Origin of the sequence: Fodinicola feengrottensis, from assembly GCF_010993775.1 — a bacterium.
Classification (GTDB): Bacteria; Actinomycetota; Actinomycetes; order Mycobacteriales; family HKI-0501; genus Fodinicola; species Fodinicola feengrottensis.
The window spans coordinates 1-13,183 of sequence record NZ_WOTO01000103.1 but is presented as its reverse complement, the minus strand read 5'-3'; the positions used below and the strand labels follow the sequence as shown (position 1 = coordinate 13,183).

15 protein-coding genes and 1 pseudogene are annotated in these 13,183 nt (G+C 66.4%); 9 read left to right on the top strand and 7 right to left on the bottom strand.

Going from position 1 to position 13,183, the window contains the following annotated elements:
* Positions 1–103: 103 nt before the first annotated feature.
* A complete protein-coding gene (locus GNX96_RS47035; RefSeq protein WP_163573852.1) occupies positions 104–745 on the bottom strand; it encodes a helix-turn-helix domain-containing protein in 642 nt (213 codons plus the stop codon).
* 513 nt (positions 746–1,258) lie between these two features.
* Here GNX96_RS47035 and GNX96_RS47030 point away from each other — a divergent pair.
* From GNX96_RS47030 to GNX96_RS47015, 4 genes and pseudogenes are all read left to right on the top strand, one after another.
* Positions 1,259–2,604: pseudogene (locus GNX96_RS47030) on the top strand (MFS transporter).
* A gap of 100 nt (positions 2,605–2,704) precedes the next feature.
* Entirely contained in the window at positions 2,705–4,426 is a 1,722-nt protein-coding gene (ctaD, locus tag GNX96_RS47025) for an aa3-type cytochrome oxidase subunit I (RefSeq protein WP_163573851.1), read from the top strand.
* A gap of 166 nt (positions 4,427–4,592) precedes the next feature.
* The gene (gene serB, locus GNX96_RS47020) at positions 4,593–5,786 is read left to right on the top strand and encodes a phosphoserine phosphatase SerB (RefSeq protein WP_163573850.1); all 1,194 of its coding nucleotides are present in this window, start codon (positions 4,593–4,595) and stop codon (positions 5,784–5,786) included.
* The gene (locus GNX96_RS47015) at positions 5,773–6,513 is read left to right on the top strand and encodes a peptidyl-tRNA hydrolase (protein WP_163573849.1); all 741 of its coding nucleotides are present in this window, start codon (positions 5,773–5,775) and stop codon (positions 6,511–6,513) included. The genes serB and GNX96_RS47015 overlap by 14 nt, the downstream gene beginning before the upstream one ends.
* On the opposite strand, the gene GNX96_RS47010 is transcribed toward GNX96_RS47015, so the two are convergent.
* Entirely contained in the window at positions 6,499–7,227 is a 729-nt protein-coding gene (locus GNX96_RS47010; RefSeq protein ID WP_163573848.1) for a TetR/AcrR family transcriptional regulator, read from the bottom strand. The genes GNX96_RS47015 and GNX96_RS47010 overlap by 15 nt on opposite strands.
* A gap of 84 nt (positions 7,228–7,311) precedes the next feature.
* Between GNX96_RS47010 and GNX96_RS47005 the strand changes: the two genes are divergently transcribed.
* Together GNX96_RS47005 and GNX96_RS47000 are read left to right on the top strand one after the other, a co-directional pair.
* Complete coding sequence (locus tag GNX96_RS47005) at positions 7,312–8,742, top strand: FAD-dependent monooxygenase (RefSeq protein ID WP_163573847.1); 1,431 nt, start codon at positions 7,312–7,314, stop codon at positions 8,740–8,742.
* Positions 8,743–8,775: 33 nt separating this feature from the next.
* Complete coding sequence (locus GNX96_RS47000) at positions 8,776–9,174, top strand: MerR family transcriptional regulator (protein WP_163573846.1); 399 nt, start codon at positions 8,776–8,778, stop codon at positions 9,172–9,174.
* A gap of 61 nt (positions 9,175–9,235) precedes the next feature.
* Here the strand turns inward: GNX96_RS47000 and GNX96_RS60725 are convergent, their stop codons facing one another.
* The 4 genes from GNX96_RS60725 to GNX96_RS60710 are packed head-to-tail and all read right to left on the bottom strand — an operon-like array spanning position 9,236 to position 10,938.
* On the bottom strand, positions 9,236–9,658 hold the full coding sequence (locus GNX96_RS60725; RefSeq protein WP_279583387.1) for a hypothetical protein: 423 nt from the start codon (positions 9,656–9,658) through the stop codon (positions 9,236–9,238).
* Complete coding sequence (locus tag GNX96_RS60720) at positions 9,603–10,181, bottom strand: MFS transporter (RefSeq protein ID WP_279583386.1); 579 nt, start codon at positions 10,179–10,181, stop codon at positions 9,603–9,605. Before GNX96_RS60720 ends, GNX96_RS60725 begins: the two co-directional genes overlap by 56 nt.
* Complete coding sequence (locus GNX96_RS60715) at positions 10,130–10,672, bottom strand: MFS transporter (protein ID WP_279583385.1); 543 nt, start codon at positions 10,670–10,672, stop codon at positions 10,130–10,132. The genes GNX96_RS60720 and GNX96_RS60715 overlap by 52 nt, the downstream gene beginning before the upstream one ends.
* Positions 10,612–10,938 carry a hypothetical protein gene (locus GNX96_RS60710; protein ID WP_279583384.1) on the bottom strand — a complete coding sequence of 109 codons (327 nt, stop codon included), beginning with the start codon at positions 10,936–10,938 and terminating at the stop codon, positions 10,612–10,614. Before GNX96_RS60710 ends, GNX96_RS60715 begins: the two co-directional genes overlap by 61 nt.
* Positions 10,939–11,115: 177 nt before the next feature.
* On the opposite strand from GNX96_RS60710, the gene GNX96_RS46990 reads away from it, so the two are divergent.
* Genes GNX96_RS46990 through GNX96_RS60700 form a run of 3 tightly spaced genes read left to right on the top strand, consistent with a single transcriptional unit; the run spans position 11,116 to position 12,802 of the window.
* Entirely contained in the window at positions 11,116–11,802 is a 687-nt protein-coding gene (locus GNX96_RS46990; RefSeq protein ID WP_163573845.1) for a TetR/AcrR family transcriptional regulator, read from the top strand.
* A gap of 38 nt (positions 11,803–11,840) precedes the next feature.
* Complete coding sequence (locus tag GNX96_RS60705) at positions 11,841–12,344, top strand: quinone oxidoreductase family protein (protein ID WP_279583383.1); 504 nt, start codon at positions 11,841–11,843, stop codon at positions 12,342–12,344.
* The gene (locus GNX96_RS60700; RefSeq protein ID WP_279583382.1) at positions 12,323–12,802 is read left to right on the top strand and encodes a quinone oxidoreductase family protein; all 480 of its coding nucleotides are present in this window, start codon (positions 12,323–12,325) and stop codon (positions 12,800–12,802) included. The genes GNX96_RS60705 and GNX96_RS60700 overlap by 22 nt, the downstream gene beginning before the upstream one ends.
* Positions 12,803–12,880: 78 nt before the next feature.
* On the opposite strand, the gene GNX96_RS46980 is transcribed toward GNX96_RS60700, so the two are convergent.
* Positions 12,881–13,111, bottom strand: coding sequence for an isochorismatase family protein (locus GNX96_RS46980; protein ID WP_279583381.1), 231 nt, complete (start codon positions 13,109–13,111; stop codon positions 12,881–12,883).
* Positions 13,112–13,183 lie beyond the last annotated feature (72 nt).

Genomic DNA, 13,183 nt, shown 5'->3' with positions numbered 1-13,183 from the left:
GCCACCATCGTGCGCGGCGGAAATGATTCGCCTTCCGACACGCCCTTTGCGTTTCCCCCGCCGCGGTGGCACATAACGAGGTGACTCCGTTAATGTTCGCACTTCACCGAAACTGGGCAGTACCGCACCGGTCGGTGGATAGCAAACGGTGGACATCCGGTCGAACCGCCACACCTTGGTCAGCCCCACCCAGGCGCGCCACGACAGCGTCCATCGCCTCGACCAGATGCGGGAAATCCTCACTGGTAGCCAAAACTCCGCGCCACCGCGAGGAATGCGCGAGAGCGCCGACCAGTAGATGCGCGTGCTTTCCCAGGCCCCACGCCGATGGTGGATCAGGAAGTTCCAACCAGTCCCATTGCGTCTCCGCGCCCGCCGGGTGCGCGATCACCGCGGTGTCACGGCCCTTGGACCGGTCACACGCCTCGCAATGCGGACGCAGCCCCAGGTCGCGGATCGCCGCGGTCAGCGACGGATACGAACCAGTGAACCCCAACGCGACGACCTCGTCGAACAACGTCGACGCCCACAAATGCGGATCATCAACCAGCCGCTGCCGGCAATACGGCACGAACTCCGCGATCACCACCGGCTCGGACCGGACCCGCTTACCAGGCTCCCGAGCGCCACTCAAATACGCGCGGATCGTCTTCCTGTCCCGGCCCAGATGACGAGCAATCGCCGAGATCGACCAACCCTGCCGGCGAAGCGCGTGCGCATCCACCTCTTCCTCCACGCTGAGCATCGAGGCCCCCAACAAGTCACATAGCGAACACAGTCACTACGCACTGTCAGTAGAACCATCCTGACCAGCGCGAACGCCACGCCGGACGACACCCAACTGGGGAAAATGATCTAGCAAAAGTGGGGAATTTCAGCTAGCGCCATCAGCTTTTAACCAGGGCGCCCATCTCCCCAGCCCACACCGCTTTTAACCAGGGCGCCCATCTCCCCAGCCCACACCGCTTTTAACCAGGCCGCCCATCTCTCCCCGGCACACACCGCTTTTAACCAGCGCGCCCACCGGCACTCACCGCTTTAACCAGGGCGCCCACCAGCCCACACCGCTTTTAAGCAGGGCGCCCACCACCCCAGCCCACACCGCTTTTTAACCAGGCCCCCAGCACACACCCCCCTTAAACAGGGCCGGCACCCCCCCGCAGTCCCAGTCGTCGACCAAGCCTCACTCAAGTAGCGGCATGACCCAGGTCACCCTCTCGTTCGTACCCACCAGATCATGGCCGGATTCTTGCGGGAAGTGGCTTGCGGGCCACTCGTGGGCGGCGCGCGAACTCCGGATCATGGGCGGGTGACCTCGACTCCCACCCGCGTGCCCCGACAGCGGCGTACCCGTCTGCATCCCGCCTGGTTTGTGGCGGCGGTCGCGTTTCTGGCGGTGATCGGCGCGGCCGGCTTCCGGTCTACGCCCGGTGTCATGCTGACGCCGTTGCACCAGGAGTTCGGCTGGTCGGTCGGCACTATTTCGGCGGCGGTGTCGGTCAACCTGGTCTTGTACGGCCTGACATCCCCTTTCGCGACCGCCCTTATGGAGCGCTTCGGCCCGCGCAAGGTGGTGGCGGCAGCGCTCGCGACCGTCGCGGTCGGCAGTGGTGCGACCGTCTTCATGACCGCGCCCTGGCAGCTGATCCTGTGCTGGGGAGTCCTGGTCGGGCTCGGCACCGGCTCGATGGCGCTCGGATTCGCCGCGCTGGTCACCGACCGCTGGTTCGTGGCCCGCCGCGGCCTGATCATCGGCATCCTCACCGCGGCCGGTGCCACCGGCCAGTTGGTCTTCCTGCCGCTGCTGTCGACGCTGATCTCCACGTCCGGTTGGCGCAGCGCGGCGCTGGTCGTCGCGGCGATCGCGCTGCTGGCCGCGCCGCTGGTCTGGTGGCGGCTGCGCGACCGTCCCGAAGACATCGGCGTGCTGCCGTACGGGGCCACCGAGGCCCCGGCCAAGGTCGCCCAGGTCGTCGGCGGCGGGGCGATGCGGGCCGTCACGGCCCTGGGCCGGGCCGCCCGCAAGCCGGTTTTCTGGTTGCTGGCCGCGAGTTTCGCGATTTGCGGGGCGACCACCAACGGGCTCGTGCAGATCCACTTCATCCCGGCCGCGCACGACCATGGCATGGTCGAGACGACGTCCGCGGGCCTGCTCGCCATGGTCGGCGTCTTCGACATCGTCGGTACGGTCCTGTCCGGCTGGCTGACCGACCGTTTCGACTCCCGGCTGCTGCTGATCGTCTACTACACCGGCCCGGCCGCGGCCTGTCGCTGCTCGTGCTGCCCAGCCTGTTCGCCGCCACCCTGCGTCCCGACATGGTCATCTTCATCGTGTTCTACGGCCTGGACTGGGTCGCTACCGTGCCGCCGACGGTGGCGCTGTGCCGCCGTTTCTTCGGCGCCGACGGACCGGTCGTTTTCGCTTGGGTGCTGGCATCGCACCAGGTGGGTGCCGGCATCGCGTCAGTGACGGCCGGCGTCGTACGAGACGCGCTCGGGAACTACGACCTGGTTTGGTACGTCGCCGGCATGTTGAGCGTCCTCGCGGCGATCATCGTGCTCGCCATCCAGCGTCGTCCGCGTACCGTCGTCGTCGCAGCTTGAGGGACCTCCCCCGGGAGTGCTCTACAGACTGTCGAGGACTATTCTCCCTGCGGAGGGGTGGAGACCTCTCGCTCGCTCGCCGACATGCTGGAGGGGTTTGGTGTCCACGGCCGACAAGCAGGTTGAGCCGACGCCCATCGTCACCCGGCCGTGGCCGGTTCGGCAGTCCGTGAAGGGCAGCGTGCTGCTCAGCCTGATCCGGACCACCGACGCCAAGACGATCGGCCTGCTCTACCTCATCACGTCGTTCATCTTCTTCGGGATCGGCGGTGTGCTGGCCCTGCTGATGCGGGCCGAGCTGGCCCGGCCGGGGCTGCAGTTCCTCACCAACGAGCAGTACAACCAGCTGTTCACCATGCACGGCACGATCATGCTGCTGCTGTTCGCGACGCCGATGGTGTTCGCGTTCGCCAACTACATCGTGCCGCTACAGATCGGCGCGCCGGACGTGGCGTTCCCGCGGCTGAACGCCTTCTCGTTCTGGCTGTTCGCCTTCGGCGGCACGATCGTGGTGCTCGGCTTCATCACCCCGGGCGGGGCCGCCGACTTCGGCTGGTTCGCGTACGCGCCACTGAACTCGGCGATCAACTCGCCCGGCGCCGGCGCCGACATGTGGATCATCGGTCTGATGATCTCCGGTCTGGGTACGATCCTGGGCTCGGTCAACATGGTCACCACGATCATGACGCTCCGGGCGCCCGGCATGACGATGTTCCGGATGCCGATCTTCACCTGGAACATCCTGGTCACCGCGCTGCTCGCACTGATGGTCTTCCCGGTGCTGGCCGCCATGCTGGCGGCGCTGACCGCCGACCGGCACCTGGGCGCGCGGGTCTTCGACGCGGACAACGGCGGTGCGCTGCTCTGGCAGCACCTGTTCTGGTTCTTCGGCCATCCAGAGGTCTATATCGTCGCTTTACCATTCTTCGGCATCATTACCGAGGTCATTCCGACCTTCAGCCGCAAGCCGGTCTTCGGCTACAAGCCACTGGTGGGTGCGACCCTCGCGATTGGTGCCCTGTCGCTGACGGTGTGGGCGCACCACATGTTCGCCACCGGCGCGGTGCTGCTGCCCTTCTTCAGTTTCCTGTCGTTCCTGATCGCCGTACCGACCGGCATCAAGTTCTTCAACTGGATCGGCACCATGTGGCGCGGGTCGATCACGTTCACCACGTCGATGCTTTTTGCGATCGGCTTCCTGGTGACGTTCCTGTTTGGTGGGCTTTCCGGCGTACTGCTGGCATCCCCGCCGATCGACTTCCACGTCTCCGACTCGTATTTCGTCGTCGCGCACTTCCACTACGTGCTCTTCGGCACCATCGTCTTCGCCGTCTATGCCGGGATTTACTACTGGTTCCCGAAAATGACCGGCCGAATGATGGACGAGCGGCTCGGGAAGCTGCATTTCTGGCTGACTTTCATCGGTTTCCACACCACCTTCCTGGTGCAGCACTGGCTCGGCGCCGAGGGCATGCCCCGCCGGTACGCGGACTACCTCGCGTCCGACGGGTTCACCACCCTGAACACCGTTTCGACGATCGGCGCCTTCATCCTGGGTGCCTCGACGCTGCCGTTCGCCTGGAACGCCTGGAAGTCGTACAAACTCGGCCGCGTCGTCACGGTCGACGACCCCTGGGGCTACGGCGGCTCGCTCGAATGGGCCACCAGCTGCCCGCCCCCTCGGCACAACTTCACCCAGCTGCCGCGGATCCGGTCCGAGCGTCCCGCTTTTGACCTGAAATTCCCCGACTACGCCCCCGGCGCCCGACCAGTCGCACCCCCCCCCCCCCCGAAAAAGGAAGTCACTACTTCCTCGAAGTAGCTCCTCTCTTCAAAACTCGCCGGCTGGCCCTCCCAGGCCGCCGGCGAGTTTTTTTTGTTCCCCCCATTCCCTGCCACCCCCCCCGCAGTCGACGTCGAGTGCGGGACTGACGGGACGGGACCGGGCGGGACCACACGTGGCGGCGAGGGCGAGCTAGGCTCACCACGTGGCTGAACCGATCCGGGTGGTGTGTACGGTCACCGGCGCGGACCGGCCGGGGGTGACGGCGACCCTTTTCGAGGCGTTGACCGCGTACGAGAGCGAGCGCGTCGAGGTTCGGGACGTTGAGCAGGTGGTGCTGCGCGGCAAGCTGGTTCTGGGAGTGTCGCTGGCGGTGCACGGCGATGCCGGCGCGCTGGCGGGGCATCTGCACAAGACCTGTGGTCGGCTCGGGTTGACCGCGGAGGTGCTGATTGGTGGCCCGGCGACGCCGAGCGTCGAGCAGCCGAGGCGCCAGCACGTGATCCTGTTGGGGCGACCGCTGACCGCGCCCGCGATGGCCGGGGCGGCCGCGCGGATCGCTGAGCTCGGTGGCAACATCGACCGGATCACTCGGCTGTCGAAATATCCGGTGACCAGTCTGGAACTCATTGTCTCCGGAGTGGACGGCCCCCACCTGCGGGCGGCACTGGCCGAGTCGGCGAAGGCGACCGGTACGGACCTCGCTGTCGAGCCGGCCGGGTGGGCCCGCCGGGCGACCAGGCTGGTGGTGTTTGACGTCGATTCGACGTTGATCACCGGCGAGGTGATCGAGATGCTGGCCGAGTACGCGGGCCGTCGCGAAGAGGTCGCGAAAGTCACCGAGCAGGCGATGCGCGGCGAGCTCGATTTCGGCGCTTCCCTGAAGGCGCGGGTCGCTGAGCTGAAGGGTTTGGACGCGAGCGTCATCGATGCGGTACGCCACGATCTTCAACTCACCCCCGGAGCCCGCACTTTGGTACGTACGCTCAAACGCATGGGTTATTTGTGCGGAGTCGTCTCCGGCGGCTTCACCCAGGTCACCGACCAGCTGGTGGCAGATCTCGGGCTCGACTTCTCGGCCGCGAACACCCTGGAGATCGTGGACGGCCGGCTCACCGGCGAGGTGGTCGGGGAGATCGTCGACCGGCCCGGAAAAGCGACCGCGCTGCGGAATTTCGCCGAAAAGGCGGGCATTCCGATGAGCCAGACGGTGGCGGTCGGCGACGGCGCCAACGATATCGACATGATCAGCGCGGCTGGGCTGGGCATCGCCTTTAACGCTAAACCGGCCTTGCGTGCGGTCGCTGACACGTCCCTCAACCAGCCATATCTGGACGCCATCCTGTTCTTCCTGGGGATCAGCCGCGACGAGGTGGAAGAGGCCGATGCCGGCAGTTGACCAACTGACCGCCCTGCTGGAGCCGATGGTCGAGCGCCACAAGCGGCTGATGGCCGGCGAGATCGAGCCGGAAACGGACGTAAGAGCGCAGCAATTGGTCGTACGAGTGGAAAAAGCCGACCCTCCTGCGCACACTGACGCGCTGACGGCGGCGGCGCGGGCGGTGGTCGTGTTACTCGCCGATCCGCGCTCGGCTGAGGGCGGTGAGTGGCATGACGAGGTGCATGCCTGGATGACCGACCGGATCCGCAAGGTCGTCCGGCGGGCTCGTGGCATCCACTGGCGGGTGGCCGAAGGGCTGCCCGGGGTGACAGTGCGGGTTGGTACGGCGCAGGTGCGCGCCTTCCCGCCGTCCCTGGTCACCGAGCTGCCGAAGGAGCTGTCCCGGTTGCAGGTCGCCGGCATCGAGCTGACCGACCCCGATGCCGCCGACCGTGACAATCGGATTCCGAACGTAACAACGCCGACGCTGTGGTTGACGCCGGAAGCGACGATGACGACCGGCAAGGCGATGGCGCAGGTCGGGCACGCGTCGATGCTGCTCGCCGCTTACTCCGACCGCGACCGGCTGGCGGCCTGGGCCGACGCCGACTTCCCGGTGTTGGTACGAGCCGCCACGAAGCCAGAATGGGCCGAGCTGGTCACCAGGAAGGACGCGGTGGCCGTACGCGACGCGGGTTTCACCGAGGTCGAGCCGGGCACGATCACGGTGCTAGCCACCTGGTGAGTGCGACCGCCGGATGCTGGCCCCGAAGCCTTCCAGCAGCCGGTCGAGGCCGTGCTGGAAACCGCGCTCAGCGCGATCCGCGGCATGTGGCTCCGAGGCGTCCAGCCACATGCGGCTGATCAGCGGAAAGTCTCCGCTCGCCATAACCGCTTGGGCGTACGCCGCATGCGCGTCCATCCAGGCCTCGGCATCGAGCCCGGACCGCTGGATGGCCCACTGCTCGGCGACCTCCCGCATCGCGAAGCCCTGTACGTACGCGTCGAGGGCCTCGGCGATGATGTACATCTCGTCGATCGGCAGCTGGAGCCCGTCGACCGCCCGCAGCGAACGCTCCTGAACGACCAGCCCGCACGGCCCGACGGCCGGTCGGCCGGACACCGTCGCCATCCACGGATGCCTCACAAACCGCGCCCGTTTCCAGGATGCGAGCTGGCGAAGATCCTCCACCCAGTAGCCCGTCGGAATGGGTAGCTGCTCCTCGCCAAGGACGGCATCGACCATCACGTCATAGAGATCGTCCTTCGACGACACGTATCTATAGAGCGAGGTCGTACCGGTGCCCAGTTCGGCGGCGACCCGCCGCATCGACACCGCGTCGATGCCCTCCGCGTCCGCCACTCGTACGCAGGCCAGTGCGATCTCGGTACGACTGTGGGCTGGCCTCGGGGTCCGCGAGACGCCCGCTCCGGCCGCATCCAGATGACCACCGACCACCTCCAGAAGGCTAATTGCGAACAGTGTACTCAGTTTGCTAGCGTGGCCTTACTGAGTACAGTGTTCCCTGGTTTGGAGACGATCATGACCATAGATGTAGTTGTTGTTGGAGCAGGTCCGGTTGGCCTGATGCTGGCCGCCGAGCTGAAGCTGGCCGGGGCGAACCCGGTCGTGCTGGAGCGGCTGGCCCGCCCGTCCGGCGAACCGCGGGCCCGTGGCATCGGCCCACTCGCGACCGAGGCGTTGCAGCGGCGTGGGTTGGGCGAGCTGATCGCGCGGCACGACGAGGCCGGGCGTGCGGACAAGGCCCGCGATCACGGCAGCGAGAAGGCCCATTTCGCGTCGATTTTCAAGATCGATGCGCTGGAGCGAAAGTCCACCCTGATTTGGCAGGTGGAGCTGGAAAAGATCCTGCTGGAGCATGCCGTCGGAATGGGCGTGCCAGTCTGGTACGAGCACGCCGTGACTGGTCTAGAACAGGATGAGGACGGGGTCACTGTGCGTGCCGGCGATCGCGAGATCCGGGCCGCGTACGTGGTGGGCTGCGACGGCGGCCGCGGCTCGGTCCGCAAGCTGGCTGGCTTCGACTTTCCCGGCACCGCACCGCTGATGACGGTCCGCCGGGTGCCCGCGCACATCGAGGATGTGAGTGAGCTGCCGCCGCCCGGCCGGGTTGAGGGCGGCACGCTGTTCTACGGCCACGGGATGGTGGCCACCTTCGACTTCGCGGACCCGGACCGCTGGGACGGCCCGATCACCGTTGATGAGATGCAGGCCAGCGTCAAGCGGGTGTCAGGCGTCGACGTGACGATCACGGACGTGCAGGATGGCCTCCGCTTCACCGACCAGGCGCGGCAGGTGACGGCGTACCGGCTGGGTCGGGTGCTGCTGGCCGGCGACGCGGCTCACGTCCACTCGCCCAGCGGTGGCCAAGGCCTGAATCTCGGCCTTATGGACGCGGTCAACCTGGGTTGGAAGCTCGCCGCCACGGTCGCCGGCACCGCCCCGGAGGGGCTGCTCGACTCGTACCACCGGGAGCGCCACCCGGTCGGCGCGGACGTGCTGCACAACACCCGGGCGCAGTCGGCGCTGCTCCGGCCAGGCCCGCACACCGACGCGCTGCGTGACATCGTCGCGGATCTTATGGACATTCCCGAGGTCAATCGGCATTTCGGGCTGATGATGTCTGGGCTGGACGTCCAGCACGAGCTGCCGTACGAGTGTGACCACCCGCTCGCCGGCCGGCCCTGCCCGGATCTGGCGTTGACGCTGGTCAACGGTGCGGACGCGCGGTTGTCGGAGCTGACCCGCGACGGCGATGCGGTGCTGCTCGCGCCCGCTGGCGCGGTGCCGGGCGCCGTCGAGGTCCAGTCCACCGGGCGCGACGACCTGGTCGCGCTGCTGGTCCGGCCCGATGGCGTGGTCGCTTGGGCGGCGGGTCCTGGAGACGCGTACGACACGCTGGATGTCGCGTTGCGTGCGTGGTCGGTGGACTCATCTCGCGTTCGGGCTTGACTTGGAGCGCACTCCAACTCCTACGGTCTAGTGGTGAGCTATTCCATCGCCCAAGCGGCACATCAGAGCGGACTGTCCGCTGACACGCTCCGCTACTACGAGCGCATCGGGCTGGTGGATCCGCCGGCCCGCGACTCCGGGGGCCGGCGGACGTACTCGGACGCGGACATGGCCTGGCTGAGCTTCCTGACCAGGCTGCGGATCACCGGGATGCCGATCCGGCTGATGGTGGAATACGCCACTTTGCGGCGCGGCGGCGTGGGCACCTCCGCCCGCCGCCGGCAGATCCTGCAGCAACACCAGGCGGACGTACGTGCGCGGATAGCCGACCTGCAGGCCTGCCTGAAAATCATCGACTACAAAGTCGAGAACTATCTAAACGTTGAACAGCGGCTGGGTCTCCTGGCGCAGGTAGAGCAGGACTCCGCATAGTAACGCCCCCGCTGCTTGCGAGAGGCGCAAGCAGCGGGGCGGTGCGGACAAAGTCGGTGGGTCAGGATTTGAGGAGGGCGAGTTCCTCTTCGACCTGTTTTTGGTGCGCGGCGGCGTCTTCTCGGGCGCGGCGCGGGCTCCACCGGCCGGCCATCACGAAGATCAGCGGGATGAAGACGATCTCGCCGCCGACGCAGACCCACCACCAGTTCTGCCATTGGCCACGGGTGGTGGCGGCCGCGCCGGCCACCTGAGGTCCGTACGTCTGCAGGAAAGTCAGGTCGGCCTTGGGAACGGCGGCCACTGCCTGCAGTTTTCCGACCGCGGTGGCGGCATCCACGTGCTGGGCGGTGGCGATTTCGCCAACCGCCTTGGTAGCCGCGGCGGTGTCCTGCGGATTTGCGCTCAGTGCGGCCAAAGTGGCCGGGTCAATGGCTTTGAGAGTGGCCAGCTGCGGTGCGTATTTCGTGCTCAGCTCCTGCACCTGAGCGCCGTACTGCACGAGCGGTTGTCATCGAGCTGATCACGAAAGGAATGGCGGCGATGCTGACGGCGACGACGATGCGGACGATCCAGCCCCAGACCGCCAGCCCAGTCGCGGTCAGCGCCGGGGTACGGCGTTCCACCGTCTCGGTGAAGCTCGCCATCCACGGCGCGTACGCGATGGCCAGGAAAACGGCCATGATGCTGATGATCCAGACGAACGTGTAGTAGCTGGTCTCCGGATGGTGCACCCGGTCGGCGAAAACGATCGTCATCACGACCGAGCCGATCGCACCGAAGATCATGAACGGTTTTCGGACCTTGGTCAGGTCCGAGACGATGCCGACCACGATCAGGGCCAGCGCGTCGAAAGCCCAGAACCAGTTTCCCAGTCCGTTGGCCTCGGCCAGGCTGTAGCCGAACAGCGTGGTGAAGTAAATCGTGAAGAATCCGACCGCTGTGTAGTAGATGATCAGGAACACCGCGATCGCGAAGGCCGAGCCGATGATGTCCAGGTGCAACATCTGTCGCCACGGATTGCGCAGACTCTGGTTGATGTCGATGCCTTTTTTGCCTTCGCCTCGACCAGTTGCCGGTCGCGCAGACTGACCATCAGTTGGTCGCGCAGTCGGGGTGAGAGCTCCCGGAGTCCGAAGAGCGCGACCACGAAGACGACCAGCCCGGCAATGCCGCAGATGATGAACTGCGACTGCCAGTCCGGCAGGAAACCGATGGTGTTGCTGGAAACTTCCGACAGGACCAGGCTGCCGACCACCGGTCCGAGCGTCCAGAAGCCCATCGCGGAAGCCCTGCCGAGCTGCGGCGAGAAGTCGCGTACGAGGGCGGGCGTGGCCACCAGGACAATGCCCTCAACGAACGAGACCACCGCGAACACGATGCCGTACGTGAGTTTGTCGGGAGCGTTGGGAAGCGCGAAGAGGATGAGGACCCCGGTCACCGCGAGGCCGTACGCGACCAGGTTCGCCCGCCCCCAGCGATCGGCCAGTCCGGCCACGATCGAGGCGACGCCCCTATCAGGTTGCCGAACACGGAAATGTAGACATAGTAAGGAAATGACATGTGATAGTGAGCGATGATCGCGGGCGCGACGGCGCCGCCGACATAAAGTTCGTAATAAAGGACGACGGTCGCGATAACCACAATGCTCAGATAGAGCATGCGCTTGCCGGTGCTGGGATAGTGGTCGAGCTGTCGGTGCCAGAGCCCGCGGGTCCACCCGCCGCTGACATCCCCCGCGGTGCCCGAGACGACTGCGGTCATCAGACCGCCTCCTTCGATTCGCCGAGATACGAACCCTGGACGGCCGCCGCCGCGGCCGGAGCCTGGTGAGGGAGCTGGCACCTCCTGTTTTTACTTGCGGTACGGGGTTGATCACGTGGAGACTGCCGAGTGTCGCGCATCACAGGTACGCGCTCGTACTCTAGAAGCGAGGGGGCCATGAGGCAAGAGGGGTCATTGGCCCGTACGCACGAAGGTGAGCCCGGCCTGCCGCGTGGCAGGTCTCGGTTGCCGGCCGCTCGCGTGCGGGCCGCGCAACGCGAGCGGATTATTCGCGCGATTGTGGCGGTGGTGGCCGAAAACGGTTATGCCGCCGCGACAATCGCCGATGTAGTGCGAAATGCAAAGGTGTCCCGAGCTGCTTTTTATGCTCATTTCAGCGACAAAGAGGACTGTTTCCTGGAGGCCACCCAGGAGGGTGGCCGGTTGATGATCGGCCATATCGTGGCCGCGACCCATGGGCTGGCGGACGACGTAAGTCCGGAACAGGCCATGCGGGTGGCCTGCCGGGCATTGCTGGAGTTTCTCATCGCCGAACCGGCTTTCGCGCAGGTTTTCTACGTCGAGATGCCCGGCGCGGGCAGGGTGGCGCGGGACCGCATCGACGCCTCGCGGCACCGCTTCGCGCATCTCAACCGGGCCTGGCACCAGCGTGCGCGGGCCGTGGATCCGTCCTGTCCGCAAGTGCCCGAGCACGCATATCTGGCCGCTGTCGGGGCCACTACTGTTGTCCGCGCGACCGTCCACAGTGGACGATTCGACGCGCTGGCCGAGCTGGAGGACTCGCTCGTCGCGCTGCACCTGGCTCTACTGGCCGCGAAGGCCTGGACAAAAGGTACGCCTTAGGGTGGAGCTGGAGGAGTTCCCCCGGCGAAAGGCATCGGATGCGTACGGTCAGGTTTCACTCGTACGGTGACCCGGACGTGCTGGTGGTGGACGAAACACCCAAGCCGCTGCCTGGTTTCGGTGAGGTGCTGGTCGAGGTCGAGACCGTCGGCATCACCCTGCCGGTGGTCCGGCTGGTCCGCGGCGACGGGAATGGCGGCGGCGTACCGCTGCCGGCCGCGCCCGGCGGCGAGGTCGCCGGCCGGATCGCCGCGGTTGGTGCCGGAGTGACCGGTTGGTGCGAGGGGCAGCGCGTCACCGGCATCACGATTGTCGGTGCGTACGCTGATTTCGCTCTGGTGCCGATGGGATTTTTGACCGCGGTCCCGGACGAAGTCGACTTGGACGACGCGTTGTTGCTCGTCCGCAGTGGGCAGGTTGCGAGCGGTGTGGTGCGCTGCGCCGGGGTTCGGGACGGCGAGACCGTACTGGTGACCGCGGCGGCTGGTGGCGTTGGGCATCTCGCGATCCAGCTCGCCCGGTGGCCGGCGCCGGGACGGTGATCGCGGTGGTCAGCTCGGCGGAAAAGCGCGAGTTCCTGCTCGGGTTGGGCGCCGATCGGGTCATCACGTACGAAGATTTGAGGCTGATAGCCGAAAGGCCGGTGGATGTCGTCCTCGACGGCGTCGGTGGTGAGGCGCAGCAGCTGTGCCTCGACGTGCTGGCACCCTTCGGTCGTTTGGTGTCGTACAACGGCGACGGCGCCATCGCGAACGTCAACGAGCTGCGGATGTACGCGCAGACCGTCATCGGTTTTTCGATGGCGCCGTATTTCCAGCAGCGGCGGCAGGAGTACGACGAGAACCTCCGGAATCTCTGGTCGCTGCGCGCATCCGGAGCGCTCCGGCCGGTGATATCCACCCGGTTGCCGCTGGAACGCGCCGCCGACGCGCACCGGATGGTGGAAAACCGGCAGAACCTGGGGAAGATCGTGCTGCGACCGGACCTGCCGGCCAGCTAGCTGGCGGCGATTTTCCGAGCGTTGGTCTGGATACGCGGCACGTACGCGAACATCGCGCCGGCTTCCAGAGCGAGTCGATTACGCTGTCACGTCGACGCCGGCGGCTCGCAGCTGCGCGATCGCGCGCTCGTCGTCACCTTCCTGAAGATTGACGAAGCGGGTGGCGGCCAACGGTACGGTGACCGAAAAACCCAGCTCCTGGGCGTCCAACGCGGTCGCTTTCACGCAGACGTCGCCGGCCAGGCCGGTGACGACCACGTGCCGTACAGACGCGTCTTTCAAGAGATTTCCCAGCTCGGTCGCCCGCACGTCACCGGAACTGGGGTCGCGGACCGAAACCGGCGTGAGCCTCCTCGCTTGACACTTTTCGCACTATCGGGC

Coding starts and splice junctions, on each gene's coding strand:
- GNX96_RS60720 (WP_279583386.1), bottom strand. CDS start 10,181: ATGTTGCACCTGGACATCATCGGCTCGGCCTTCGCGATCGCGGTGTTC.
- GNX96_RS60710 (WP_279583384.1), bottom strand. CDS start 10,938: ATGACCGCAGTCGTCTCGGGCACCGCGGGGGATGTCAGCGGCGGGTGG.
- GNX96_RS60705 (WP_279583383.1), top strand. CDS start 11,841: ATGCGTACGGTCAGGTTTCACTCGTACGGTGACCCGGACGTGCTGGTG.
- GNX96_RS47015 (WP_163573849.1), top strand. CDS start 5,773: ATGCCGGCAGTTGACCAACTGACCGCCCTGCTGGAGCCGATGGTCGAG.
- GNX96_RS46990 (WP_163573845.1), top strand. CDS start 11,116: ATGAGGCAAGAGGGGTCATTGGCCCGTACGCACGAAGGTGAGCCCGGC.
- GNX96_RS47005 (WP_163573847.1), top strand. CDS start 7,312: ATGACCATAGATGTAGTTGTTGTTGGAGCAGGTCCGGTTGGCCTGATG.
- GNX96_RS47035 (WP_163573852.1), bottom strand. CDS start 745: ATGCTCAGCGTGGAGGAAGAGGTGGATGCGCACGCGCTTCGCCGGCAG.